The organism is Streptomyces sp. L-9-10 (assembly GCF_004151105.1).
Classification (GTDB): domain Bacteria; phylum Actinomycetota; class Actinomycetes; order Streptomycetales; family Streptomycetaceae; genus Streptomyces.
This window is the reverse complement of sequence record NZ_PHRF01000042.1, coordinates 12,464-37,304: the sequence shown is the minus strand read 5'-3', so window position 1 is coordinate 37,304 and position 24,841 is coordinate 12,464. Positions and strand designations below refer to the sequence as shown.

Below are 24,841 nucleotides of genomic sequence, written 5' to 3'. Positions count from 1 at the left end.
GAGACGCTGGCCGACGGCGACCGCCGCACCGTCCTCTACCCGCGCCACCACGACGAGGTCGGGGCCATCGCACGCTCCCTGGAACTGCTGCGCCAGCAGCTCCAGGAGCAGCGCAGGCGCGAAGGCGCGCCGCCGGCCCTCGCCGAAAGGATCTGACCGACCGTGCTCTTCCTTTACTTCGTGCTGCTCATCTGCAGCGCGATCCTGCTGGTCGCCGGACTCGTCGAACAGCGACGGCACTTCACCAACCTGAACCGCATCCCCACCCGGGTGCTGGTCAACGGCATCCGCGGCAAGTCCTCCATCACCCGGCTGTGCGCGGGCGCGCTGCGCGGTGGCGATCTGGTCACGGTCGCCAAGACGACCGGTACGGCGGCCCGCTTCATCCACCCGGACGCGACCGAGGAGCCCGTCTACCGCAAGTTCGGCATCGCCAATGTGGTGGAGCAGATCGGTATCGTGCGCCGGGCCGCCGCGTACAACCCCAACGCGCTGGTGATCGAGTGCATGGCCGTCATGCCGGCGCTCCAGGAGATCAACCAGTCGAAGCTGATCCGGTCCACGATCGGTGTGCTGTGCAACGTACGTGAGGACCATCTCGCCGAGATGGGCCCGACCCTCGACGACGTGGCGCGCTCGCTCTCCCGCTCCATGCCGGAGGACGGCATCTGTGTCACCGCGGAGAAGGACCGGTTCGCGATCCTCCAGGAGGAGGCCGACGCGCGGAACTGCCAGCTGATCTACGCGGACCCGGAGACGGTCTCCGACGAGGAGTTGCGCGGCTTCAGCTGGTTCACGTTCAAGGAGAACGTGGCCATCGCGCTGAAGGTCGCCGAACTGCTGGGCGTGGAGCGCGAGACCGCGCTCCAGGGGATGTACGACGCGCCGCCGGACCCGGGTGTCCTCTCCGTGGAGCGCTACCTCACACCGGACGCCAAGCGGCTGCGCTTCGCGAACGTCTTCGCGGCGAACGACCCCGAGTCGACGCTGATGAACATCAACCAGCTGCTCGACCTGGGCGCGATCAACCGTCCGCTGCACGTGGTCATCAACTGCCGTCCCGACCGGGTCGAGCGCAATGGCCAGATGGGCGAGATCATCCCGGAACTCCAGCCGGAGAAGGTCTTCGTCATCGGCCACCCGGCCAAGAGCGCCATCGACGCGATCCCGGCCGAATGGCGCTCACGCGCGGTCGACCTGGGCGGCGACAAGCGTGACCCCGAGGAGTTCATGCGCGAGCTGCTCGGCATGCTCGGGCCCGACTCCTCGCTGGTCGCGATCGGCAACATCCACGGCCAGGGCGAGCTGCTGCTCGAACACCTCGCGGAGCTGCCGCCGGACGAGACACCGGACCCGGAGGACGGGCCCACCGACCCGCCCGCCCCCGTGCGCACGGCGGAGCCCCACATCCCGGCACAGGCACAGAAGCCGGGGCCGGGGCAGGCACAGGGCCAGGACCAGGGTCAGGCCTCCGACACCGTCGCCATCCCGGTCGTCTCCGCCGACGGCGCCGCCCCCGAGACCACCCCGCAGCAGCAGCCCCAACAGCCCCAGCAGCAGCACCCGCGTCACGACGAGACGGTGGCACTGGCCCGCTACGCGCCGCGCCTCGACCCGTTCCAGCCCTACCCGGAGGCGTACGAGCAGCGCTACCAGCAGCGTCCCGCCGCCGGCCCGCCGCGCGAGCGCGGCCTGTTCGAACCGGTCCAGATGCCGGAGCAGGCACAGGCCCAGCAGCAGGAGCCGTACGACTCCGGCGACCCCGCGCGGCACGACTCCACGCACCCCGCGCCGCACGAGCAGCCCCACCACCCCGAGCAGCCGCAGCACCCGCACGCCCCGCACGCCCCGCACTCCCCGAACCCCTCGCACTCCGTGGCGCCGCAGAACCCAGGAGAACCCCGTTGATCCCCGCAGTCCTCACCCCCGAGATCGCCGCGATCGGCATCGGCCTGGGCCTGATGTTCTCCCTGATCTGCTATCTCACGACCAACCTCTCCCCCGGCGGCATGATCACGCCGGGCTGGCTGGCGCTGACCCTCGTCGAGGACCTCCAGCGCGCCGCCATGGTCGTCGGCGTGACCGTACTGACGTACGTGACCACGCTGCTCGTCCAGCGCTTCGTGATCCTCTACGGAAAGCGCCTGTTCTCCGCGGTCGTCATGATCGGTGTGCTCCTCCAGGGCACCGTGATGATCGTGCTCTCGCTCGAATTCCCCCTCCTGTACGCGAACCAGACGCTCGGCTTCATCGTCCCGGGCCTGATCGCCTACCAGCTCGTACGTCAGCCCAAGGGCGCGACCATCCTCGCCACCGGCACGGTCACGCTCACGGCCTATGTAGTCCTCACCGCCGGCATCCTGCTCGGCGCCCTGCCGTCAGCCTGACCAGCCCACCCACGGGAGCCGAATCGTCATGAGTGCCAAGTCCAAGAAGCGGGGCCGCCCGGTCCTGCACGCCGCGACGGTCCTCGCGCTGCTGGCCGGCAGCGCCTATCTCACCGTCGAACTCCGCAAGGACGAACAGGCGAAGGCGCCCGCCGTCCAGGCCATCACCGACATCCCGGCGCTGACGTCCGGGAACGGGAGCACGGCCGGCGAGCAGACCTGGGAGCGGCTGAAGAACCCGGAGCGCTCGGTGCTGCGCAGCGGGGACGGCGACATCCTCGCCACCTTCACCGACGACGCGCGTACGGCGACCCTCACCGGCCCCAGCCGTACCTTCGACGAGCCGACGAACACCAAGACCCGGGTGGTCACCGAGAACTGGGTACGGCTGATGCCGGAGGCGTGGAAGAAGGGCGCCGAGAAGGAGAAGTGGTTCAAGGACTGGTTCAAGGAGTACTACGGCAGCGAGGAGGACGACCTCTTCGCGTTCGCCTTCCAGTACGTCGAGGGCGCGCCCATCAAGAAGGACGACGAGGGCGTTCCGTACGCGGGTGACGCCGCCTTCGGGCCGGTCAACCCGGAGGGCAGCGAGGGCAACGACTACCGCCTCGAACAGTCCGACTTCTACGACTACCTCGGCATCCCGTACACCTTCCGTGACGGCACCACCAAGCAGCCGCAGTCCGCGCGCTACCGGGCGATCGACTGCTCGGGCTTCATCCGGACCGTGTTCGGCTACCGGGGCCGCTATCCGCTGATGGTCTCCGACGTCGCCGGCGACGGACTGCCGCGCACCGCCAACGGCATGGCGCGCTCCGACGCGGGCGTCGACGTCATCAAGCTGTCCGGGCCCGAGCCGCGCTACGAACGGCCGAAGTCCATCAGCGTGCTCCAGCCCGGCGACCTGGTCTTCTTCAAGCTCGACGCGCGGACCAAGAACCGTCTTGACCACGTCGGGATGTACATGGGCAACGACACGGACGGGCACCAGATCTTCGTGTCCAGCCGCGAAGAGGTCAACGGCCCGACGATCGGCGACAAGGGCGGTACGTCACGCCTGGACGGCAACGGGTACTACGCGGCGACGCTGCGCAGCGCCAAGCGCCTCTGAGGACGGGCGCGGGGTCCGTCCGGCCTTGAGGCCCTGAGCGGCGACGGGACGGACGGACCCCCAGCAGGTCACACGCGGGCTCAGCGCAGCTCCTCCGGGCAGCCGGTCCCGCGCGGCAGCTGGTACGGCGCGGCCAGCCGGTAGACGCCGGGGCGCGGCGCCAGCAGCTCCGTCCACTCGTCGCCCTCCACGTTCGTCTCGGCCTTCAGCAGACACCCGTTGGGGTTCGTGTAGACCTTGGGCCCGTCCTTGTCCGCCTTGGACGCCGGGGTCTCCTCCGGGGGCGGCACGCTCTTGCCCTCCGCGTCGACGAGGCCGAGCCACGGCGAGTACGGGATCCGGATCAGCACCCGTCCCGCCGACTTCACATGGATCGTCAGCTCGCCCGCGCCCGCCCGGTCCACCGTGGCCGGCGGATCGGCGAGCGGCATCGGGTCCTTGACGGCGAAGAGCTGCCAGTTGGAGTCGCCCCAGACGTGTTTCAGATAGGGCAGCCCCTTCTGCACGAGTTCGGCCTCAAGACCCGCGCCCGAGTCGGGCTTGCCCTTGGGCAGCACCACGTAGTGCACGGCCCAGCGGTCCAGCCAGCCGCGGTAGCTCTCGGCGGTCAGGGTGTCGTCGTAGAAGAGCGGGTTGCGTTCCATGTCCGCCTGGCGGTTCCAGCCGCGGGCGAGATTGACGTACGGGGCGAGCGCGGAGGCCTCGCGGTGGCTCCTGGCGGGGACGACCTCGACCCGGCCCTTCTCCGCGCCGGTCCGCTGCAACTGGTTGACCAGCGGCGCCAGTTCACGCGTCCAGGACGCGGTGGGCGCCGTACGCACCATGTCGTCGACACCCTTGAACCCTATCCAGACGTTGAGCCCGGCGAAGGCGACCACCAGCGCGTACCAGCGGCGTGACCGGGGGGCCGTGTACGGCAGGGCCGCGAGCAGCACCACGCCCGCGATGACCATCGCGAACCGGGACACGTTGGACCCGATCTGCGAATCGATCACATACGTCAGCAGCACCCCGACGCCGTAGACCGCCGCGGCGACCCGGACCGTACGCCACGCCCTGGGGACGAGTACGAACACGAGCACCGCGAAGAGGAAGGGCAGCGAGGCCGTCCCCACCGACATCGGCTGTGTCCCGGAGAACGGGAACAGCCAGGAGGAGAGCGCCACCACGGCGGCCGGCGCGAGACCGAGCGCATACGCCCCGGGGCGCCGCTTGTTGAGGAACAGCGCCGCCGCGACGACCCCGAGGAACAGCCCGGCCACCGGGCTCGCCGCGGTCGCGAGACCGGCGAGCGGCGCGGCGGCGATCGCCTTGGCCCAGCGCCTGGTCCGCCAGCGGTGGGGCCAGCAGAACACCGCCGCGACCGCGCCGAGCGCGAACATCATGCCGAGGCCGAAGGTCACCCGCCCCGACAGGGCGTTGCAGAGGAACGCGAAGACCCCGGCGAGCGAGCAGGCCACCGGGTTACGGACGGCCCGCACCCGGACGAGGATCAGCGAGGTGAGGGCGGCGGAGACGGTCCCGGCGATCATCATCGTCGTACGCACGCCGAGGACGGACATCAGATAGGGCGAGACCACGCTGTACGAGACCGGGTGCATCCCGCCGTACCAGGCGAGGTTGTACGCGGAGTCCGGGTGCCGGCCGACGAACTCGGCCCAGGCGTCCTGCGCGGCGATGTCGCCGCCGCTGTTGGCGAAGAAGAGGAACCACACCACGTGCGTGAGGGCGGCGACGGCGGTGGTGAGGAGAACGGGATGACGGGACACCCACCGCCGGGGAGCCGCCCACCGCCGGGGACCTTCGGGCGGCTCGCCGCCGCCGCGCTGCGCGGGCAGTCGTATTCGTGGCCGGGCGGTGTCCCGCCGGTCGGCGGAGGTGACGCCGCCCGGCGGGGTGACGCCGTCGGCGTGCGTCGGCTCAGTGGTGGTCACTGCGGCTCTCCACGTCTTTCCGTCTCACCGTTGTCCCACCCGGTGTGCCGACCCCCGACATTCTGCGAGACGCCGTCCCCGCGTCCGGCGGTTGCCCGGACGGCCGGCCGAGCGGGTGCCTCATGCAGATGTCCGTTTCGGGACGCTAACACGTGACGGCGGCCGGGGAGGACGCCATTTCCGGCGCCTTCCCCGGCCGCCAGGCCCCACGAGGGGCCTTGGGACGTGTGGCCTGCGGGTCAGCCGATCCGGGTGAGCTTCGCGCCGAAGCCCGGTTCCGCCAGGTCCCCCTGGAGCGCCACGGGCGCGGAGACCTTGCCCGCGCCGGTGCCGACGGTGACCTCTCCGACGACCGTGCCGGAGGCGGCCGCGTGCGGCACCGTCTCCCTGCCCTCGCCGAGGTGGAGCTTCACCTGGAGACCCGCCCAGCCGACCGCCTTCAGGTCCTTGGTGGAGACCACCGGGGTCCGGCCGCCGAGGCCGTCGTCCACGTACCCGACGACATCGCCCTTCTTGACGACCGTGGCGGAGGTGACACCGTCCTGGGCGGCCTTGATCAGCTTGAGGCTGTTCTGGATCGACAGCTCCAGCTTGTCCCAGAGCTTCACGCCCTCCTGGGCGCCCATGACCGCGCCGATGATCCGGCGGTTCTGGCCGTCGACGATCGTGTTGGCGGACCACAGCAGATTGCCGCCGGCCGGGGTGGACGAACCGGTCTTGATCCCGCTCACGCCGGGTTCGAGCAGGATCGAGTTGTTGTTGATGATCAGGTTGTCGATGCCCGGGATCTTGACCTGGGGCAGATTCACGATCTCGCGGAAGACGTCGTTCTGCATGACCGCCTTGCCCAGCTTCATCTGGTCGGCGGCGGTGGACACGGTGGAGGACTCGAGACCGCTCGGGTCCGTGTACGTCGTGTTCGTCATGCCGAGGTCCTTGGCGGCGGCGTTCATCTTCTCGACGAACGCCGGCTCCGACCGCGCGTCCCAACGGGCCAGCAGCCGGGCCGCGTTGTTCCCCGACGGGATCATCAGCAGCTGGAGCATCTGCTTCTGGGTGTACCGCTGCCCTTCCTTTATGGGCGCGGTCGACTCGTCGGGGCGGTTGGCCTCTTCGCCCGCCTTCTTGTCGACCTCGATCTCCGGGCCCACCTGCTCGCCCTTGATCGGGTGGTCCCGGAGGATCACGTACGCGGTCATCACCTTCGCCACGCTCGCGATCGGAGCGGGTTTCTGCTCCCCGTACATGCCGATCGTGCCGACGCCCTCGACCTCGACGCCGCCCTGTCCCTCGCCGGGCCACGGCATGTCGAGCTTGCCGCCCTCGAAGGTGAACGTGGGGTCGGCGGAGAGCGCCAGCGTGGGCGCCGGGAGCGGCCGTACGGCCTGCACGACCCCCAGGACGACCAGGAGGAGCAGGGCGAAGGGTGTGTAGATCTTGACCCGCCGGACGGCCGTGCGGACCGGAGTCTCGGGCGGGGCGGGCTTGTTCGTCAGCTCGGCCAGCAGATCGAGCGGCGGCATCGGCGGCATCGGCTGCTGCCGGGTCCGCTCGGCCGCCTCGGGGAGCACGGTGGGCACGGCCGGGGACGGCGACGGGTACGACGACCGGGGCGGGGTCGCGGCGGCGGGCGGCGTGTCGTCCCGGCGCAGCGGTACGAACGTGCTGGTCCGCTCGGCGGCCGACTCGGCCTTCTCGGCGGGCTTTTCAGCGGGCTTCCCGCCGGCCTCGGCCTTCTCTCCGGCCTTGGCCTCGGACTTGGCCTTCTCCTCGCGCTTCCCGGGCACCGTGAGCGTGGTGGTGGGCTGATCGACGGCGGGCCGGGGCAGCGCCCTGAAGACGGCCGTGGGCTGGTCGACGGGCTCCGCGTCGGCAGCGGGGGCGTCGGTGCCGGAGTCGTCGCCGGAGTCCTTGGAGCCGGCCTCCGGGGCCTTCTTGGCGCCGTCCTTGGAGTCGGGCTTGGCGTCCGCCTTGGTGTCCGCCTTGACGTCCTCCTCGGCGGCCTTGGCCCAGGAGGGGACTGTGCCGCCCTTGCCACCCTCGCCGGGTTCGACCGATTCGCCGGACTTGCCACCATTGTCAGTCTTGTCGGCCTTCGCCGCATCAGTGCCGGTATCCGACTCTATGTCCGTATCGGCGTCGGTGTCCGTATCGGCGTCGGCGTCCGCGTCGGCGTCCACGTCGGCCATGGCGTCCGTACCGGCGGACGCGGGCCCCCCCGGGCCGTCCCCCTTCGAGGCGCCGGAACCGGCGTCAGCGCTCTCCGCCTCGCCCTCCGCGCCGTCCTCGCTCCCGCTCCCGCCCTCCGCCTTCGCGGGCTCGGCCTTCCGCGGCTGCGGGGCCGGAGTTACGCGCCCACCGTCCGATTCGCGCGCGCCCCCGGCCGTCTCGGACTCCGTGGACTCCTCTGTGCGATTTGCGATCGCGACCTTCGTCGACACCGCCGAGCCGGAGTCATCGCGCTCCGCCCGCCCTGCCGCGTCCGCCGCCCCTGTCGCCGGTTCGCGGAAGACCGCGAGCCGCGGGTCCCGCTCTCCCGGAGCCGTCTCCCCCGATGACTTCCGCTGATCCGACTTGCCGGGGGACTCGCCCGCCACCGTGTCTCCTTCATGTCTCATCCGACGTACCGCACTGTCCGAAGCATCTATCAGTGTCCTGCTCTGAGACCTCGGCCAACGTGCTAGACGAGAACGACATACATAACGGTTCCCGCACAAAGCACCCAGGCACTCTCGACAGACCAATGTGAGAGGGGTCACCCTGTCATTCATCCACGCGGGGAGGCATGGATGGGCAGGAGCCGCAGAACAATTCCGGAGGAGCTTCTGTTGCTCGCTCTGGACCCGGCCACGGGTACCACAGCGCAGCCGCAGTCGCTCGACCTCGGCCTGGCCGGAGCACAGCTAGTGGAGCTGGCTCTGGCAGGACGGATAGCCCCTGACGGGGATCGTATCGCCGTGGTGATGCCACGGCCGACCGGAGATCCGACTCTGGACTCCGCACTGGAGCTGCTGCGCAGACGCGGCAGCCCGGTCCGGGCCGTCCATTGGATTGGCGGGCCCCGACTGGGGCTGCGCCAGACCTATCTCTCGCATCTGGAGCGATGCGGCATGGTGCATGCCGTGGCGGGCCAGATGTGCGGAGTGCTGCCGACGACTCGCTACCAGGCGACGGAGACGGCGATCAGCCGGGAGATCAGGACCCGGCTGGACAGTGCGATCCGCACCGGCGTACCGCCGGACCCGCGGACCGCGGCGCTCGCCGCGCTGGCCCACGCGGTCGGACTCGGCAAGCACCTGTATCCCGGTAACGAGGGGCGCTCGTCGCGCTCCCGGCTCCGGGACCTGATCAGACACGACCCCATGGGCGGTCTCGTCGCGCACGCCGTGATGGACGTCCAGAACGGCGTGGGCGCACAGCCGCGCCGCAATCCCGCCCAGGGCGCCCCCAGCGCCCCGGGCGGCGGACGGCCCCCAGGGGCTGTGCCGATGCAGCCGCACCACGGCGGCATGGCCCGCGTCCCGGCGCACTGAACGACCCGCGACACCCGCACGACCCCGAACACCCGCAGGACGCGCGGGAAACCGCAGGAACCGTCACCACAGCAGTCCGCCGCACCGACGTCCCCAGAGCCGGTTCGGGAGCCGCACACAACGCGCGGGGCGGTCAGACCACACCAGTCTGACCGCCCCGCGCGTCGCGCGTTGGCCCCTTGATGGCCTTCTGACGGCTCCCTGACGGCCCTCTGACGGCCCGGGGCGGGCCCCTGACGGCCCGTGGGCGGGGACGGCGGGGGGAGAACGGCCATCAGGGCGCCCGAGGCGGACAGGAGTCCGTCCCGGCGCGGGGGCGCTCGCACCGGCGCGCGGGGAACCGCGCAGACCGGGGCCCAATGGCCTCTGTGGCCATTTTCCAGCGCAGTCACGGCATTTGGTGGCAGTCTGCTGAGCAGTAGATACGTACAGCTACGCAGCCGGAGGTGCAGTTTCCGTGGCGTCCAACGTCAATCCCACCGTCAGGCGACGCCGATTGGGCCAGGAGTTGCGCCGGCTTCGCGAGCTGAAGGGCATGACTGCCGAGGAGGTGGCGGAGCGCCTGCTGGTCTCCCAGTCGAAGATCAGCCGTCTGGAGAACGGCCGCCGTTCCATCAGCCAGCGCGATGTCCGTGACCTCTGCGGGGTGTACGAGGTCGAGGACCAGCGCATCGTGGACTCGCTGATGCAAATGGCCAAGGACTCCCGCCAGCAGGGCTGGTGGCACGCCTTCGGCGACATCCCGTACAGCGTCTACATCGGTCTGGAGACGGACGCGGCGTCGCTGCGCGTGTACGAGCCCCAGGTCGTCCCCGGACTGCTCCAGACCCGGCCGTACGCGGAGGCGCTCATCAACGGCGCGCTGCCCGAATCCCCCGTGCTCGACGTGGAGAAGCGCGTCGGGGTCCGGCTGCGGCGGCAGGACCGCATCAACACGCCCGACGACCCGCTGCGGCTGTGGGCGGTGGTGGACGAGGCGGCGCTGCGCCGTCGCGTCGGCGACCGGCAGCTGATGCGCGAGCAGTTGGAGCACCTCGTCGAGCAGTCGCAGCTCCCGCATGTGACCGTGCAGGTGCTGCCCTTCGACATGGGCGCGCATCCCGGCATCACAGGGCACTACGCGATTCTCGAATTCCCGGACGCCTCGGACTCCAGCGTGGTCTACATCGAGGGCGTGACGAGCGACCTTTATCTGGAGAAGGCGAATGACGTACAGCGCTACAGCGTGATGTACGAACATTTGCGGGCGCAGGCGCTGAATGCCGATCAGACCCGGCAGTTCATCGCGGATATCGCCAAGGAATACGCCCGCTAGCGGATCTTCGAGCCGTATACCGGCCGCCGGGTCCCGATGACGGCCACCGGCGGCCGGTCGGCCGCTCCGGCGGGGCCCGCCACCAAGGCATTTGCGCGGAATGTCGAGTACGCCGATTTTCCCGGCCAGAGGGAGGGGAAGGTACACCTCCGCTACCCGGATGCGGAAGACCCGCCGGGCATAAGCCATCAGGACGAGTGAACGCCCGTCCCGCCCTTGGAGTGGGGCTAGTAGCGTCGATCATGCCAGCAGGAAGTTGGCGCTATTTCACCCCCATTGCGGAACCGGAGCGAACATGGCAATTCTTCAGGGCGCTACGGACACGTGGACCAAGTCCTCGTACTCCGGCGGAAACGGCGCGTGCGTTGAGGTCAAGTCACCCGTCGTCCAGACCATTGCCGTCCGGGATTCGAAGGCTCCCGAAGGGCCCTCGATCTCCTTCGTCCCCACCTCATGGAATGCCTTCGTACAGGAAATGAACAAGGGCGCTTTCGACCTCGGCTGAGGCCATTCGGCACCCTGCACCCGCATCACGGAAAGAGCCCTCTCGACCGGTCCGCCGTCCTGGCCGAGGGGGCTCGGCCATGCCCGGCGTCCGTGTCCCCTCTTCTCCTCTTCCGTTCCCCCACTCCCTCTCCCGGCCGCATGGGACCCGCATCCCCCGCGGTCATGTCGTTGTGACCGAAGCCTGACGAAGTGCTCGCTCATCGTGTGGGCGCCGTCACGGCCGCGACAACGCCCCCGCAGGTCAAGAACACGTAAAATCGTTCGGCGTTCTGACCTGAGTTCACATCTATGACCGAGAAGCTCTTGACCAGCCGCCGCGCCAGGCGGTTCAATCCCCAAAGTCCCCGCTCCCGCACGGGGAAGCGCGCCGACCGGACGAACTGACGAAGAGCACTCGACGTTCACAAGGCGGACCCCTGGAGGGGGCACATGAACAGCCTCGACTGGATCGTGCTCATCGCATACTTCGGTGTGATGGTCGCGATCGGCCTCTGGTCGCACAAGCGCGTGGACAACGTCAGCGACTTCTTCACCGCCGGCGGCAAGATGCCCTGGTGGCTTTCCGGTATCTCGCACCACATGTCCGGTTACAGCGCGGTGATGTTCACGGGGTACGCGGGCATCGCCTATGTCTACGGTGTCACCTCGTTCGTGACCTGGTCCCTGCCGATCGCCATCGGCATCGGGATCGGAGCCAAGCTGTTCGCGCCCCGGCTCAACCGGCTGCGCTCCCGGCTCCATGTCGCGTCGCCGCTCGAATACCTCAAGAACCGCTACGACCTGAAGACACAGCAGGCGCTCGCCTGGTCGGGACTGCTGCTGAAGATCGTGGACGTGGGCGCCAAGTGGGCGGCCATCGCCACCCTGCTCTCCATCTTCACCGGGATATCGCTGAACCAGGGCATCCTCATCACCGGTGTCATCACCGGCATCTACTGCACCGTCGGCGGTCTGTGGGCCGATGCCCTCACGGAGCTGGGGCAGTTCATCATCCAGCTCTTCGCCGGGATCGCGATGCTCGTGGCCGTCATGGGCAAGCTCGGCGGCTTCAGCGCGCTGTGGACGGTCTGGGACAAGCTCCCCGAGGGGCACGCCAACCCGACCGCCGGGCCGTACACCGTGACGTTCCTGCTGGCCTTCCTCTTCATCAAGATGTTCGAGTACAACGGCGGCATGTGGAACCAGGCCCAGCGCTACATGGCGACGGCCAACGCCCGTGAGGCGACCCGCTCGGCCCGGCTCTCCGCCATCCTCTGGCTCGTCTGGCCGCTGGTCCTCTTCTTCCCGATGTGGTGCGCGCCGCTGCTCGTCGACGCGCAGAAGCCGGACGCGTCCGACTCGTACGCCCTGATGACCGAACAGCTGCTGCCGCACGGTCTGCTGGGCCTGGTCATCGTCGGCTTCTTCTCGCACACCATGGCCATGTGCTCCTCGGACGCCAACGCCATCGCGGCGGTCTTCACGCGGGACATCGCGCCCGTCGTCTCGAAGGCGGCGCGCAACTGGTCGGAGCGGGCGGGGCTGATGGCGGCGCGGCTGTCGACGATCGCGTTCCTGGCGCTGTCGATGGCGATCGCCACGCAGGTCAACTCGCCGACGTTCAAGGACATCATCACCGTCGTGATCAAGTGGGTGGCCGGGCTGATGGGTCCGATCGCGATCCCGTTCATGCTCGGTCTGCTCAAGCCGTTCCGCAGGTCGGGGCCGACCGCGGCGCTGGTCAGCTGGGCGCTGGGGCTGCTGGCCTTCTGGCTGGTCAACTACCCGATCAACTGGAGCGTCGAGGGCGGTGTGCCCCTCCAGTACCAGGTCTCCATCCCGCTCGCGGTCTCGCTGGTGCTCTACATCGCGATCGGTTTCCTGAAGCCGGAGGAGTCTCCCGACATCGATGTGCTGCTGGCCCGGATCAACGGGGAGGGCGACGGCGACGGTTCGGGTCTGACCGCGGCCTCGCTGCGGGTGCCCGCGCCCGCGGCGCCGGGTGACGCGAAGACGGCGGAACCGACGGGGACGTCGGAGACGACGACCGACAAGAAGGGCTCGGACGGCTGAGAAGGCCGCCGGAGCCTCCCCGGCGCCTCCGACTCCACTGACACCCCTGGCATCACTGACACCCCTGGCATCACTGACATCGCTGAGACCGGTGCGGCGGGTGCGGGCGTACGTACGCCCGCACCCGCCGCACCGTCGCGTGAGGCCCCGGCGCGGGCCGCCTCAGCCGCGCGGATACCGGACCAGCCAGGCGGAGGCGGCGGCCCCCGGGCTGTGCAGCGCCGGACCCTGGGTCATCTCCATCGCGAAGTCGTCGGCGATCTCCAGCAGGGTGGGCCGGCCCTCCAGCTCCGCCAGCCAGGCGGGCGGCAGGGCCGTCTCCCCGTGGAGCGCGCCGAGCAGCGCGCCGCAGAGCGTGCCGGTCGCCGCCGAGGGGCCGTCGTGGTTGACGGCCAGGCGCAGGCCCTGGCGGATGTCCTCGGCGACCAGCGCGCAGTAGACGGCGACGGCGAGCGCCGATTCCGCGGTACGTCCCTCGCCGAGCGCGGCGATCCGTTCCGGGCCCGGAATCCCCTGCCGTACGGCGCCGAGCGCCTGTTGGAGGGCGTCCGAGACGGGCTGGTGCCCGGGGCGCGGGGTGAGCTGGGTGAGGGCGCGCTGCACGCCCGCGTCCAGCGTCTCGCCGCGTGCCAGGGCGTGCACGATCACCGCGAAGGCGCCCGCCGACAGATACGCGCCCGGGGAGCCGTGCGTCTGGACGGCGCACTCCACGGCGAGCTGGCACACCAACTGCGGCTCCCAGCCCACGAGCAGCCCGAACGGCGCGGACCGTACGAGGGCGCCCGAGTCGCGCGCGATGGTGTTCTTGGGCTTGTCGAGCGTGCCCATGATGGTGTCGCCGAGCCCGGTGAGACAGGAGATGGTCGGGTCGCGGCGCGCGTACAGCCACTCCTCCTGGGCGAGCCAGCCGGCGTCCTTGCGGCGCAGATCCGGGCCCCAGTCCCGCTGGGTCGCCGCCCACCGCAGATGCGCGCGGTGCACATCGGTGGGCGGATGCCAGGCGCCGGTGTCCCTGCGGACCTGCGCGCGGATCAGCCCGTCGACGGTGAACAGCGTCAGTTGCGTGGCCGCGCTCACCGCCCCGCGGCGGCTGAAGGCGGGCACGAAGTCGTTCACGGCGCCCTCCCCGTGGGCGGCCCTGATCTCGTCGAGCGTGAGCGCGGAGACCCCGGCCCCGAGCGCGTCCCCGAGGGCACCGCCGAGCAGACAGCCCCGCACCCGGCTGCGGAAATCCTGCTGTTCGGCACGGCCCCAGATGGCCCCGGACGGTGTGCTCACGCGCCCCTCCCTCCCCTGTGCCTCCGAGCGACCGCACCAACTGCGCAGCACTGTAATCGACCGGGAACAGTGGGTTGAGGGCGCGCTTCGGGCTGACTGGGGAAGGGTGGGGCGGTATGGGCGGCGGTCGCCCGGCAGGTCGGTTTTGGGCGGCAGAGCCCGGCCGCGAAGGTTTCGTGATGGTTACGTGGTGCCCGCCGCGCTGCCCAACGGGCTGCCCGGCGGGCTGCCCTGCCCGGGGGCCGGCATCACGCCTCCGTCACCGCCGGTGTCACACGGACGCCGGGCTGCGGCCGGGGCTCTCGCGCCGCCGCATGGCGGGCCGTTCCCACTGGGTGGCGGCCCGTAGCAGCCACTCGACCGGGCCCATCCGGAACCGTCGCATCCACCAACCGCTCCACACCACCTGTACGGAGAAGATCACCACCGCGATGGCGGCGACCGGCGCGTACGGCACACGGCCGATGAGTCCGAGGCCGATCCCCGTGAAGATCAGGCCGCACAGCAGCGACTGGCTCAGATAGTTGGTCAGCGCCATCCGTCCCGGCCCGGCGAGCACCTCGGCCAGCCGCGCGCCGCGCGCGGTCCTGAACACGCGCAGGAGCGTGGCGACATACGCGGCGGTGAGGAAGGGCGCGGTCACGATGTGCGCGGCGTTGGAGAAGAGGTTGTCGTCCCCGCCGAAGGTGTAGAACAGCGAGCCCGCGAGCCCCACCGGGAAGCCGATGAGCTGGATGAGCCGCAACGTCCTCTCGTGGTCGGCGGGGCGGGCCAGTACGCGCCGCTTGCCCGCGGCCAGCCCCACCAGGAAGGCGGAGAACGCCAGCGGCCCCTGGAAGAAGAAGATCAGCGGGAACGCGTTCCCCAGCGAGGAGACCCGCTCGCCGATGACCGACCCGGCGCCGCCGCGCATCGCCTCCGTGCCGGCCCGTCCGTCGGCGAGCATCCTGGCCTGTTCCGCGGCGGTGGCGGTCGCGGAGGCACCGTCGATGACGGCCACGAGAACGGCCACGGTCAGGAACAGCAGCGCGATCGTGCCGGTGATGATCCCGGCCACCCACAGCGCGCGGCGCGGCGAGATGCCGCGCACCAGGAAGAGCAGCAGGCCGAGCACGGCGTACGTGACCAGGATGTCGCCGTAGAACAGCAGGACCGCGTTGGCGACACCTATCAGGAACAGCGCCCCGAGCCGGCGCAGGAAGCGGGGGCGGAAGCCGAGCCCGCGCGCGGCGGCCGAGTTGATCTGGAGAGTGAAGCTGTAGCCGAAGAGAAAGGCGAAGAGGAGGTAGAACTTCGACTCGAAGAAGAACGTGACGACGTTCTCGGTGACCTCGTCGTGCCAGGCGAGACGGGCCGGATCCGGCAGGTCGAGCAGGGTGTAACCACTTGCGAAGAACGGGATGTTGACCATCAGGATGCCGAAGAGCGCGAAGCCGCGCAGCGCGTCGACATCGGTGAGCCGCGCGGTCGCGGACGTGCCCGAGCCGGCGGGCTCGGGCGGAGACGGTGGTGTCATACCGTACGACGCTACGGAGGGCGGGCCGGGCACGGCATCCGACCAAAGTACGCGGCCGGTTCTCTTCGGTATCTCCGCGGAATCCTGCGGTCGTTCTCCGGTGGTCCCCCGCCTCACGCCCAGCGGGCGGCGAACGCGTCGCGCGCGGCGACGACGCGGGCGAGCCTGGTGCTCAGGCGGGCGGTGTCGACGCCTGGGGCGCCCAGCAGCTCTTCGAGGTCGCAGGCCATGTTCGCGAGATCGTCCCACTCGTGGTCCAGGACGAACAGGGCGGTGAGCGAGGCGTCCACCACCTCCCAGTCCCCCCGTACGGCCGCGCTCAGCATGGCGCCGTACGCGGGCATCTCGACCGCGAGGCCCTCGGCCTCCGACAGCACGCGCTCCAGCTCGCGCCACATCGGGGTCCCGGCGTCCGCGCCCTCGGCCACGGTCACCGTCATGGCCCGCTGGAGTGTGCCGTACACCGGCTCCTCGACGCTGTACCGCTCGGCCACCGCCAGCGCCTCGGCCCACCGCCCGGTACGGCGCAGCGCGTCGCAGCGGTCGTCCAGGTCGTCGTGGCCGGCGGTGGTCAGTTCGTCCAGCCACCGAAGGGCTTCCTCGGGCCTGCCCAGGAGCAGGCTCAGGGCCGCCGCGCGGCGCCGGGCGTGATCGGCGCCCGGGGCCAGGCCGAGACACCGCGCGAGATCGGCGTACGCCTCCTCCGGGCGGCCTACGGCCTGTGCCGTCCTGCCCCGCCAGTAATAGGCCCACGAGCCGTTCGGATCGAGCTCCAGAGCCCTGTCCAGATCCGCGAAGGCGTGGGCGTAACGCCCGCGGGAGTGGTGGGCGCTGCCACGCAGGACGAGCGCCCACACGTCGTCGGGCCGCTGGTTCAGCGCCTCGGTGAAATCGGCGACCGCTTCCTCGTACTGTCCGGCGTTCAGCCGGGCCTCTCCCCGCTCCCGCCGGATCCACACGAGGTCCGGGCCGGCGTCGACGGCGCGGTCCAGGTCGGCCAACGCGCCTGCGGCGTCGTCCAGTTCCCGCCGCAGCAAGGCACGGTGGACCAGTGCCCAGGCGTACTCGGGATTCAGTGCGATCGCACGGTCCAGATCGGCGCGCGCCTCGGCATCCCGCCCCAGCAGATGGCGGACATACCCCCGGCTCGCCAGGGCCGAGGCGTAATCGGCGTTGAGCTCCAGTGCGCGGGTCAACTCCCGTTCCGCGTCCTCGTTCCGGCCCGCGAGCCGGTGCGCTTCACCGCGCTCGGAGGCGACCCAGGCGTTGTCCGGCGCCAGTTCGACCGCACGGTCCAGATCCGCGAGGGACCGGGCGGGTTCCCCCATCTCGCGCAGCAGGCGGGCTCTGCGCACCAGCGCCCACAGATACTCGGAGTCCAGTTCCAGGGCGCGGCCGAGATCGGCCAGGGCGGCGGCGCGCTGCCCCAGCGCGTGCCGGGCGACGCCCCGGGAAGCCAGGGCGTACTCGGCGGTCGGGTCGAGGAGCAGGACACGGTCCAGCAGACCGACGGCCTCTTCGTCCCTGCCGACGGCCCGCAGCAACTCCCCGTACTCTCCCAGGATCCAGGTCGTGTCCGGAGCCAGTTCGTCGGCCCGGCGCAGATCGGCCAGAGCGGCCTCGTCGGCGCCGTTCAGATGATGGATGAGGCCACGTCCGTAGTACGCGCGGGGCTCGTCCGGGTCGAGCGCGAGCGCCCTGTCGTACTCCGCCAGCGCCTGTGCGTACCCGCCCGCCTCGCGCAGTTCCCGTCCGCGTACGGTGTGCGCCGCCGCGCGGCCCCGGGTGTCCAGACCGGGCCGGTCGAGCAGCAGGCCGAGGGCCGCCCGTACCCCTTCCTCCTCGTCGTCGAGGGCGGCAAGCAGCCGCCGTCCCCACTCCCTGGCCGCCGCGTCGTCGGTGTCCGTACCGGCCTCCGCCAGGACCCGCGCGGCGCGGCGGGCCGCCGCCGGGGACTCGCGGCAGCCTTCGACCACGTCCCGCAGCGCACCGGGGAGCGCGCCGCGCGGTCCCGCGCACAGCGTGTGGTACGTCTCCTCGAAACGCAGCGCGCGCCACTCGGCGCTCTGCCACACCTCGTCGGCCCGCAGGCCGTTCTCCGCCTCGGCGCGCCAGCTGGCGAAGCACGCGGCGAGCGCGGCGTGCCGCTCGCGCCAGCCGCGCGGGGAGCGGGTGCGCTGGAGGCGCAGCATGGGGGCGCGCACCACGCCGTGGTACGAGACCCCCGCGTCCTTGAGGGTGGCGAAGGGCAGCGTCCGCAGCCAGTCGTACAGCCCCGCCGCGTCCTCGGCGACGACCGCGCGGAAGACGTCCTCGTCCAGCCGGCGCGGCAGGGCGCAGGCGAGGGCCGCGGCCCGCCGTACCGGGTCCTGCTCCCACTTGAGGAAGCGTTCGACGGCGGTGGCGCTGGGGTCGCCCACGTCGTGCGGGTCCGCGGGCTGGTTCTCCGCGAGGGTGGAGACGAGGACGGGCAGGCCGCCCGAGAGCCTGAGCACCTCTTCCACGACGGATTCGTCCGTGACCCGTTTCGCGGCGAGGAGTGTGCGCGCCTCGCCTTCCGTGAAGGGCGCGAGCGGCAGATCCGTCACGAAGTCCGCGAACTCGCCCCAGCGCGCGGCGCCGAAGGCGCGCTGGCCCGCCACCGTGACGACGACCGCGCCCGGGAACCGGCCGTAGGTGCTGGTCGTCATCAGGTCGCGCAGCCAGCTGTCCAGGAAGGGCGCGGTGCGTTCGTACGTGTCGAAGAAGAGCGCGATCCAGGGGACGGAGCGGGTGATCTCGGTCAGTTCGGTGACCAGTACGGGGGTGAGCACCTGGTCCGGCCTCAGGACGAGCTGGACGTCCTCCTGGTCGCGGAAGCGTGCGCTCAGGGTGGCCCGCAGCCGGTCGGCTCCCGCCGCGAGCTGCTGGGTGTCGACCACGTCCGCGAACGCCCCGACGACCGGGACCATACGGAGCCCGATCACCCCGGCCGTGACGGCGGCGGTGGACCCGGCGGACGGGGCGGGCGCGGCGGCCCCGGCGTACGGGGCGGGGTACTCCCCGCCCGCCGGAGCGGCGCCCGCCGGACCGGCGCCCTCCGTACCGGCAGCCGACTGGGCGGCCGACTCGGCCTCGTGCCGCCGCTGCCGGTACGTGGCGAGCCGCCGGTCCAGCTGCTTGAGCGGATGGCCCTGCCGGCCGAGCTGCTCGGCGATCGCGGCCAGCGCCTCGGGAACGCTGCTGACGGACTCGTCCACGTACGCCGTCAGCGCGCCGCACTCCTGGGCGGTCCGCTCCATCTCCCGTACGAGAGAGGTCTTGCCGACGCCCGCGCTGCCGTGGATGTGGAAGAGGTAGCGGTGCCGCTCGTCCTCGGGCGGGCAGCCGAAGTTGTCGCGGTAGGCGGTCAGTTCGGCGCTACGGCCGACGAATCTGCGGCGGCGCGTGATCAGTTCGGCCATCGACGGCTGATGCGCGTGCGCCACGTACGTACTCCCCCGTGTCCGTTCCGTTCTCGCCCGCCCAGTCTGCCAGCAGCGGCAACGGCGGCGACAGCGACAGCGCACGGCCCGCGCGAGCCGGGCCCGCGCGGGCCGTGCGCTGCGACGGGCGACCCCGCCGTGACGAGTGGCTCAGTCCGTCAGTCCGTCAGTCCGTCAGCAGAGGCAGCAGCCGCGGCAGATGTCCGTCCGACGCGGCCGCCGCCCGGACGCGCTCCTCCGGGACCTCGCCGTACAGCGTCGTACGCGGCTTCGCCGGGCGGCCCGCCGCGTCCGCGATGGCGACGAGGTCCTTGACCGAGCGGTACGAACCGTAACTGGAGCCGGCCATCCGGGAGATGGTCTCCTCCATCAGCGTGCCGCCCAGGTCGTTCGCACCGGAGCGGAGCATCTCCGCCGCGCCCTCCGTGCCCAGCTTCACCCAGCTCGTCTGGATATTGGTGATGTGCGGGTGCAGCAGGAGCCGGGCCATCGCGATGACCGCGCGGTTCTCGCGGTCCGTCGGGCCGGGGCGGGCGATACCGGCCAGATACACCGGGGCGTTGGTGTGGATGAAGGGGAGCGTCACGAACTCCGTGAAGCCGCCCGTCTCCTGCTGGATCCGGGCGAGCGTACGGAAGTGGCCGAGCCAGTGGCGCGGCTGGTCGACATGGCCGTACATCATGGTGGAACTGGACCGGATGCCCAGTTCATGGGCGGTCTTGACGACCTCGATCCAGGTCGCCGTCGGCAGCTTCCCCTTGGTGAGGATCCAGCGCACCTCGTCGTCGAGGATCTCCGCCGCCGTGCCCGGGATCGAGTCGAGTCCGGCCTCCTTCGCCGCCGTCAGCCACTCGCGGATCGACAGGCCGGTGCGCGAGGCGCCGTTGACGACCTCCATCGGGGAGAAGGCGTGGATGTGCATACCGGGGACGCGTTCCTTCACGGCGCGCGCGATGTCGAAGTAGGCCGTGCCGGGGAGGTCCGGGTGGATCCCGCCCTGCATACAGACCTCGGTGGCCCCGACCTCCCACGCCTGCTGGGCGCGGTCCGCGACCTGGTCGAGGGAGAGGGTGTACGCGTCCGCGTCCGTGCGGCGCTGCGCGAAGGCGCAGAAGCGGCAGCCGGTGTAACAGACATTGGTGAAGTTGATGTTGCGCGTGACGATGTACGTGACGTCGTCGCCGACCACGTCCGCGCGCAGTTCGTCGGCGATCCGGGTCAGCGCGTCGAGCGCCGGGCCGTCCGCGTGGAGGAGCGCGAGCGCCTGGTCGTCCGTGAGCTTCACCGGGTCGTCGGCGGCCTGGGCGAGGGCCGACCGTACGTCCGTGTCGATCCGGGAGGGCACCATGCCGGGGGCCGCGGCCTCGCGCAGCGCCTCCCAGTCGCCGTACACCTCGTCGAAGTCGTCGCGCCGGTCGGTGGTGCGGCCCTCGGTGTCGATCGTGCGGTGCAGATCCGTACGGCCGGTGGCGGTGAAGCCCTCGTCGGGCTCCTGCCAGGGCAGCCCGGCCGGGCGCGTGTCCTCGCGGGCGAGGCCCGTCTCCGGGTCGGCCAGCGCCCCTACGTGCGGCATCAGCCGCGGGTCCAGCCAGGGCTCGCCGCGCGCGATGAACTCCGGGTAGATGGTGAGCCGTTCGCGCAGCTCGAAGCCGGACTCGGCGGTACGCGAGGCCAGTTCGTCGATGTGCGGCCAGGGGCGTTCCGGGTTGACATGGTCGGGGGTGAGGGGCGAGACGCCACCCCAGTCGTCGATGCCCGCGCCGATGAGCAGCGCGTATTCAGCGTCGACGAGGTTGGGCGGGGCCTGGATACGGGCGGCGGGGCCGAGGACGTGCCGGGTCACGGCGACGGCCGCGGCCAGCTCCGCCAGCTCGGCGTCCGGCATCCCGCGCATCGCGGTGTCCGGCTTGGCGCGGAAGTTCTGGACGATGACTTCCTGGATGCCGTGGTACGCCCGCTGGACGCGCCGGATCTCGAAGAGGGCGTCGGCGCGCTCCTCGTACGACTCCCCGATCCCGATCAGCACGCCGGTGGTGAACGGGACGTTGGAGCGGCCCGCGTCCTCCAGCACCCGCAGCCGTACGGCGGGCTCCTTGTCCGGCGAGCCGTGGTGCGGGCCGCCGGGTTCGGACCACAGCCGGGTGGCCGTCGTCTCCAGCATCATGCCCATGCTGGGCGCGACGGGCTTGAGCCGCTGGAGATCGGTCCAGGAGAGGACGCCCGGGTTGAGATGGGGCAGCAGCCCGGTCTCCTCCAGGACCCGGATCGCCATCGCGCGGACGTACGCGAGAGTGTCGTCGTACCCCTCCGCTTCCAGCCACTCCCTGGCCTCGGGCCACCGGTCCTCGGGCCTGTCGCCGAGCGTGAACAGCGCTTCCTTGCAGCCGAGCGCGGCGCCCTGGCGCGCGATCTCCAGGACCTCGTCCGGGGAGAGGAACATGCCGTGCCCGGCGCGGCGCAGCTTGCCGGGGACGGTGACGAAGGTGCAGTAGTGGCACGTGTCCCGGCACAGCCGGGTGAGCGGGATGAAGACCTTGCGGGAGTACGTGATGACGCCGGGCCGCCCGGCCGCCGCCAGCCCGGCGTCCCGCACGCGCGCGGCGGACGCGGCGAGGTCGGTGAGGTCGTCGCCGCGTGCCTGGAGCAGCACGGCGGCCTCCGCGACATCCAGCGCGACCCCGTCCCGCGCCCGCTTGAGCGCGCGGCGCATGGAGTTGGCGGTGGGGGCCGCCGTGCCTCCGGGGGATGCGGGGTGGACTGGCCGCGCCGGTTGGGCCGGTGGCGCGGTTCGGGCCGGTGGTGCCGGTGGTGCGGTCCGCTCTCCGGCGGGCCGGGGGGTCGTCGGTCGTCCTGTTCCGGATTCCTCAGGCACGCGCGTCATCATCCTCCGAGAATACGTTCGGTGCTGTGGCCTGCGACGACGCGGGACTTCGGACGCCGTCGCCCCGTACGCGTCCAGGTCCTGGACTCATTTCAGCCATCTGCCGACTCCCTTCCCTTGCTTCCTGGTTCACGGCTCGATACCAGAGTTCGAACGCACCCATCGGTGGTCGCATTCGTGACCACTTGTCCCTCTTGGCACCTCGGGAGCCGCCGGCATGTGTAAGGACCACGCAGAGACCCACGACACTCATCACACCCGCGACGCCGCCCGCGACACCGCCCGCGACGCCGCTCACGACGCCGGGATCGCCCGACGAGGTCTTCTGGTGACGGGAGCCGCCGCCGCGCTTACGTTGAGTACCGTGAGCTTCGCGAGCGCGACCCCTTCCGGCGCCGCCGGTGCGACCGGTGCGACCGGTGCGACCGGTGCGGCCGGTGCGGCCGGTGCCGCCGGTGCGGCCGGCGACGGGTCCGGAGAGCAGACCAGAACCGTCCGCGGCACGCTGCCGCCCGGCTCCCCCGACTTCGTCCACCTGCCCGTCGAAGTACCGCGCGGGGTCCGCGAGATACATGTCGCCTACTCCTACGAGCGCCCCACCATGCCGGCCGGCACCCAGGGCAACGCCCTCGACATCGGCATCTTCGACGAGCGCGGCACACGACTCGGCGGCGAGGGCTTCCGCGGCTGGTCCGGCGGCGCCCGTACCGAGTTCTTCCTGCGCGCCGACGAGGCCACCCCCGGCTACCTCCCCGGCCCGGTGAACGCGGGCACCTGGCACATCGCGCTCGGCCCGTACACCGTCGCCCCGCAGGGCCTGGCGTACGAGGTGACGATCACGCTGCGGTTCGGCGCCCCGGGCAAGACCCCCAGGCCCGTGTACCCGCCGCGGCGCGCCAAGGGGCGCGGCCGGGCGTGGTACCGCGGTGACTGCCACATCCACTCCGTCCACTCCGACGGCAGGCGGACGCCCGCCGAGATCGCCGCGCTCGCCAGGAAGGCGGGCCTCGACTTCATCAACACCAGCGAGCACAACACGCATTCCGCGCACAGCGTCTGGGACGGCCTGTGGGGTGACGACCTGCTGATCCTCACCGGCGAGGAGATCACCACCCGCAACGGGCACGTCGTGGCGCTGGGCATGGACGGCGGTACGTTCATCGACTGGCGCTACCGCGCCCGCGACAACCGCTTCGGCCACTACGCCCGCGAGGTCCGCCGCGCCGGCGGCCTGGTCGTCCCGGCCCACCCGCACGCCACCTGCATCGGCTGCAACTGGAAGTTCGGCTTCGCCGACGCCGACGCGGTGGAGGTGTGGAACGGCCCGTACACGGTCGACGACGAGGTCTCCCTCGCCGACTGGGACAACACCCTGGTCTCCGCGGCCCGTTCGGGACGGCCCTGGACCCCCGCGATGGGCAGCAGCGACGCCCACCGCGACCCCGACCCCATCGGCACCCCGCAGACCGTCGTCCTGGCCGAGGACCTCACCCGCTACGCCATCCTCGCCGGCATCCGCGCGGGCCACAGCTACATCGCCGAGTCCGCCTCGGTCTCCCTGACCTTCGGCGCGGCGGGCGGCCGGGGCAGGCACGCGGGCATCGGCGACCGTCTGCGCGTCGGCGCGGACGAGCCGGTGACGGTACGCCTGGAGGTCACCGGCGCCCCCGGCCGCACCGCCCACTTCGTCACCGACCAGGGCACCCTGCACACGGCCACGCTCCCGACCTCCGGCACGGGCACGGTGGAATGGCGCACCACCCCCGCCTACGCCACCTACGTACGCGCGGAGATCCGCCACGCCCCGACGACGCCGGGCTTCCCCGGCGCACTCGCGGCGTTCACGAACCCGGTCTTCCTCGGGGAGTGACGACGGCCCGAAACGGGCAGCCCGGCCGACACCCACCACGAACAGGTGTCGGCCGGGCCCTTTCGGGGGGTGACGGACGCGGTCGGACAGGTGCCGGGCACGCGAGGGAGCGCGGTGGGAGGTGATCGAACGTCATGGCTGTTTTCCGCCGGACATGTTGCCCGCTCGCGATCACGCTGGAGCCATGAACAAGAGCGAAGTCAAAGTAGCCCTGGTCACCGGCGGCAGCCGTGGCATCGGCGCGGCCGTGGCGTTGCGGCTCGCGCGGGAAGGCACCGACGTGGTGCTGACCTATGAACGGGACTCGGAGAGTGCGGCCAAGGTGGTCGATCGCATCAGGGCGGAGGGCCGCCGGGGCCTGGCGATCAAGGCGGACAGTGCCGACGTCGCCGCGGTGACCGGGGCCGTGGACGAGGCGGCGGCAACGTTCGGCGCCCTCGATGTGCTCGTCAACAACGCCGGCGTGTTCCTGGTCGGACCGGCGGAGGACCTCGGGCCGGCGGAGTTCGACCGGACCATGGCGGTGAACGTACGGGCGCCGTTCGTGGCCTCGCAGGCCGCGGCACGGCACATGGGCAACGGGGGACGCATCGTCAGCATCGGCAGCAACGTGGCCGAGCGGACGCCGTTCCCCGGGTTCAGCCTGTACGCGATGAGCAAGACCGCGCTCATCGGCATGACCAAGGGCCTGGCGCGCGATCTGGGGCCACGGGGCATCACCGTCAACCTCGTCCACCCGGGCCCGACCGATACGGATGCCAACCCCGCCGACGGACCCAACGCCGACATGATCCGCGGGCTGACCGCACTGGGGCACTACGCCGAGCCGGACGACATCGCCGCCACCGTCACCTATCTGACCGGCACCGACGCCCGCTACATCACCGGAACGACGATCAGCGTCGACGGAGGCTTCGCCGCCTGACGTCGACAGACGTCTTGGCGAGCCGCCATGGCGAGGCCATCGGGCGTGGTGTGCCCTTACGGGTAAGC

Annotated in this window: 14 protein-coding genes and 1 pseudogene; 9 read left to right on the top strand and 6 right to left on the bottom strand. The window is 71.2% G+C overall.

All coding sequences use genetic code 11. From position 1 onward, the window contains the following. The first annotated feature begins 162 nt into the window (after positions 1 to 162). Genes pgsB through CU044_RS12305 form a run of 3 tightly spaced genes read left to right on the top strand, consistent with a single transcriptional unit; the run spans position 163 to position 3,498 of the window. Positions 163 to 1,908, top strand: coding sequence for a poly-gamma-glutamate synthase PgsB (pgsB, locus tag CU044_RS12315; RefSeq protein WP_240045525.1), 1,746 nt, complete (start codon positions 163 to 165; stop codon positions 1,906 to 1,908). Next, positions 1,905 to 2,387 (top strand): poly-gamma-glutamate biosynthesis protein PgsC/CapC, encoded by a 483-nt coding sequence (locus CU044_RS12310; RefSeq protein WP_129768578.1) that lies wholly within the window; start codon positions 1,905 to 1,907, stop codon positions 2,385 to 2,387. The genes pgsB and CU044_RS12310 overlap by 4 nt, the downstream gene beginning before the upstream one ends. Before the next feature lie 28 nt (positions 2,388 to 2,415). Further along, complete coding sequence (locus tag CU044_RS12305; protein WP_129768577.1) at positions 2,416 to 3,498, top strand: NlpC/P60 family protein; 1,083 nt, start codon at positions 2,416 to 2,418, stop codon at positions 3,496 to 3,498. An 80-nt stretch (positions 3,499 to 3,578) separates the two neighbouring features. Here the strand turns inward: CU044_RS12305 and CU044_RS12300 are convergent, their stop codons facing one another. Beyond that, on the bottom strand, positions 3,579 to 5,267 hold the full coding sequence (locus tag CU044_RS12300) for an MFS transporter (RefSeq protein ID WP_129768582.1): 1,689 nt from the start codon (positions 5,265 to 5,267) through the stop codon (positions 3,579 to 3,581). Positions 5,268 to 5,671: 404 nt separating this feature from the next. Then, a complete protein-coding gene (locus CU044_RS12295; RefSeq protein ID WP_129768576.1) occupies positions 5,672 to 8,050 on the bottom strand; it encodes a serine hydrolase in 2,379 nt (792 codons plus the stop codon). Between the two features lie 171 nt (positions 8,051 to 8,221). On the opposite strand from CU044_RS12295, the gene CU044_RS12290 reads away from it, so the two are divergent. The 4 genes from CU044_RS12290 (at position 8,222) to CU044_RS12275 (ending at position 12,839) form a co-directional block, all read left to right on the top strand. Beyond that, the gene (locus CU044_RS12290; RefSeq protein WP_129768575.1) at positions 8,222 to 8,965 is read left to right on the top strand and encodes a GPP34 family phosphoprotein; all 744 of its coding nucleotides are present in this window, start codon (positions 8,222 to 8,224) and stop codon (positions 8,963 to 8,965) included. A gap of 457 nt (positions 8,966 to 9,422) precedes the next feature. Continuing rightward, positions 9,423 to 10,280 (top strand): helix-turn-helix transcriptional regulator, encoded by an 858-nt coding sequence (locus CU044_RS12285; RefSeq protein WP_129768574.1) that lies wholly within the window; start codon positions 9,423 to 9,425, stop codon positions 10,278 to 10,280. Between the two features lie 295 nt (positions 10,281 to 10,575). Continuing rightward, positions 10,576 to 10,785: a DUF397 domain-containing protein gene (locus CU044_RS12280; protein WP_129768573.1), complete on the top strand. Its 210-nt coding sequence runs from the start codon at positions 10,576 to 10,578 to the stop codon at positions 10,783 to 10,785. A gap of 431 nt (positions 10,786 to 11,216) precedes the next feature. Beyond that, the gene (locus CU044_RS12275) at positions 11,217 to 12,839 is read left to right on the top strand and encodes a sodium:solute symporter family protein (RefSeq protein ID WP_129768572.1); all 1,623 of its coding nucleotides are present in this window, start codon (positions 11,217 to 11,219) and stop codon (positions 12,837 to 12,839) included. Positions 12,840 to 13,001: 162 nt separating this feature from the next. Here the strand turns inward: CU044_RS12275 and CU044_RS12270 are convergent, their stop codons facing one another. From CU044_RS12270 to CU044_RS12255, 4 genes and pseudogenes are all read right to left on the bottom strand, one after another. Beyond that, positions 13,002 to 14,117, bottom strand: a complete 1,116-nt coding sequence (locus CU044_RS12270) for an ADP-ribosylglycohydrolase family protein (protein WP_129768571.1) — start codon at positions 14,115 to 14,117, stop codon at positions 13,002 to 13,004. Positions 14,118 to 14,388: 271 nt separating this feature from the next. Further along, positions 14,389 to 15,633, bottom strand: coding sequence for a DUF418 domain-containing protein (locus CU044_RS12265; protein WP_129768570.1), 1,245 nt, complete (start codon positions 15,631 to 15,633; stop codon positions 14,389 to 14,391). A 113-nt stretch (positions 15,634 to 15,746) separates the two neighbouring features. Further along, positions 15,747 to 19,100, bottom strand: a complete 3,354-nt coding sequence (locus CU044_RS12260; RefSeq protein WP_240045523.1) for a tetratricopeptide repeat protein — start codon at positions 19,098 to 19,100, stop codon at positions 15,747 to 15,749. Between the two features lie 163 nt (positions 19,101 to 19,263). Then, positions 19,264 to 21,822, bottom strand: a pseudogene (locus CU044_RS12255) (bifunctional FO biosynthesis protein CofGH); the annotation flags it as partial. A 373-nt stretch (positions 21,823 to 22,195) separates the two neighbouring features. Here CU044_RS12255 and CU044_RS12250 point away from each other — a divergent pair. Together CU044_RS12250 and CU044_RS12245 are read left to right on the top strand one after the other, a co-directional pair. Continuing rightward, positions 22,196 to 23,848, top strand: coding sequence for a CehA/McbA family metallohydrolase (locus CU044_RS12250; RefSeq protein ID WP_165371867.1), 1,653 nt, complete (start codon positions 22,196 to 22,198; stop codon positions 23,846 to 23,848). A gap of 184 nt (positions 23,849 to 24,032) precedes the next feature. Beyond that, positions 24,033 to 24,773, top strand: a complete 741-nt coding sequence (locus CU044_RS12245) for a 3-oxoacyl-ACP reductase family protein (RefSeq protein ID WP_129768569.1) — start codon at positions 24,033 to 24,035, stop codon at positions 24,771 to 24,773. The last annotated feature ends 68 nt before the right edge of the window (positions 24,774 to 24,841 follow it).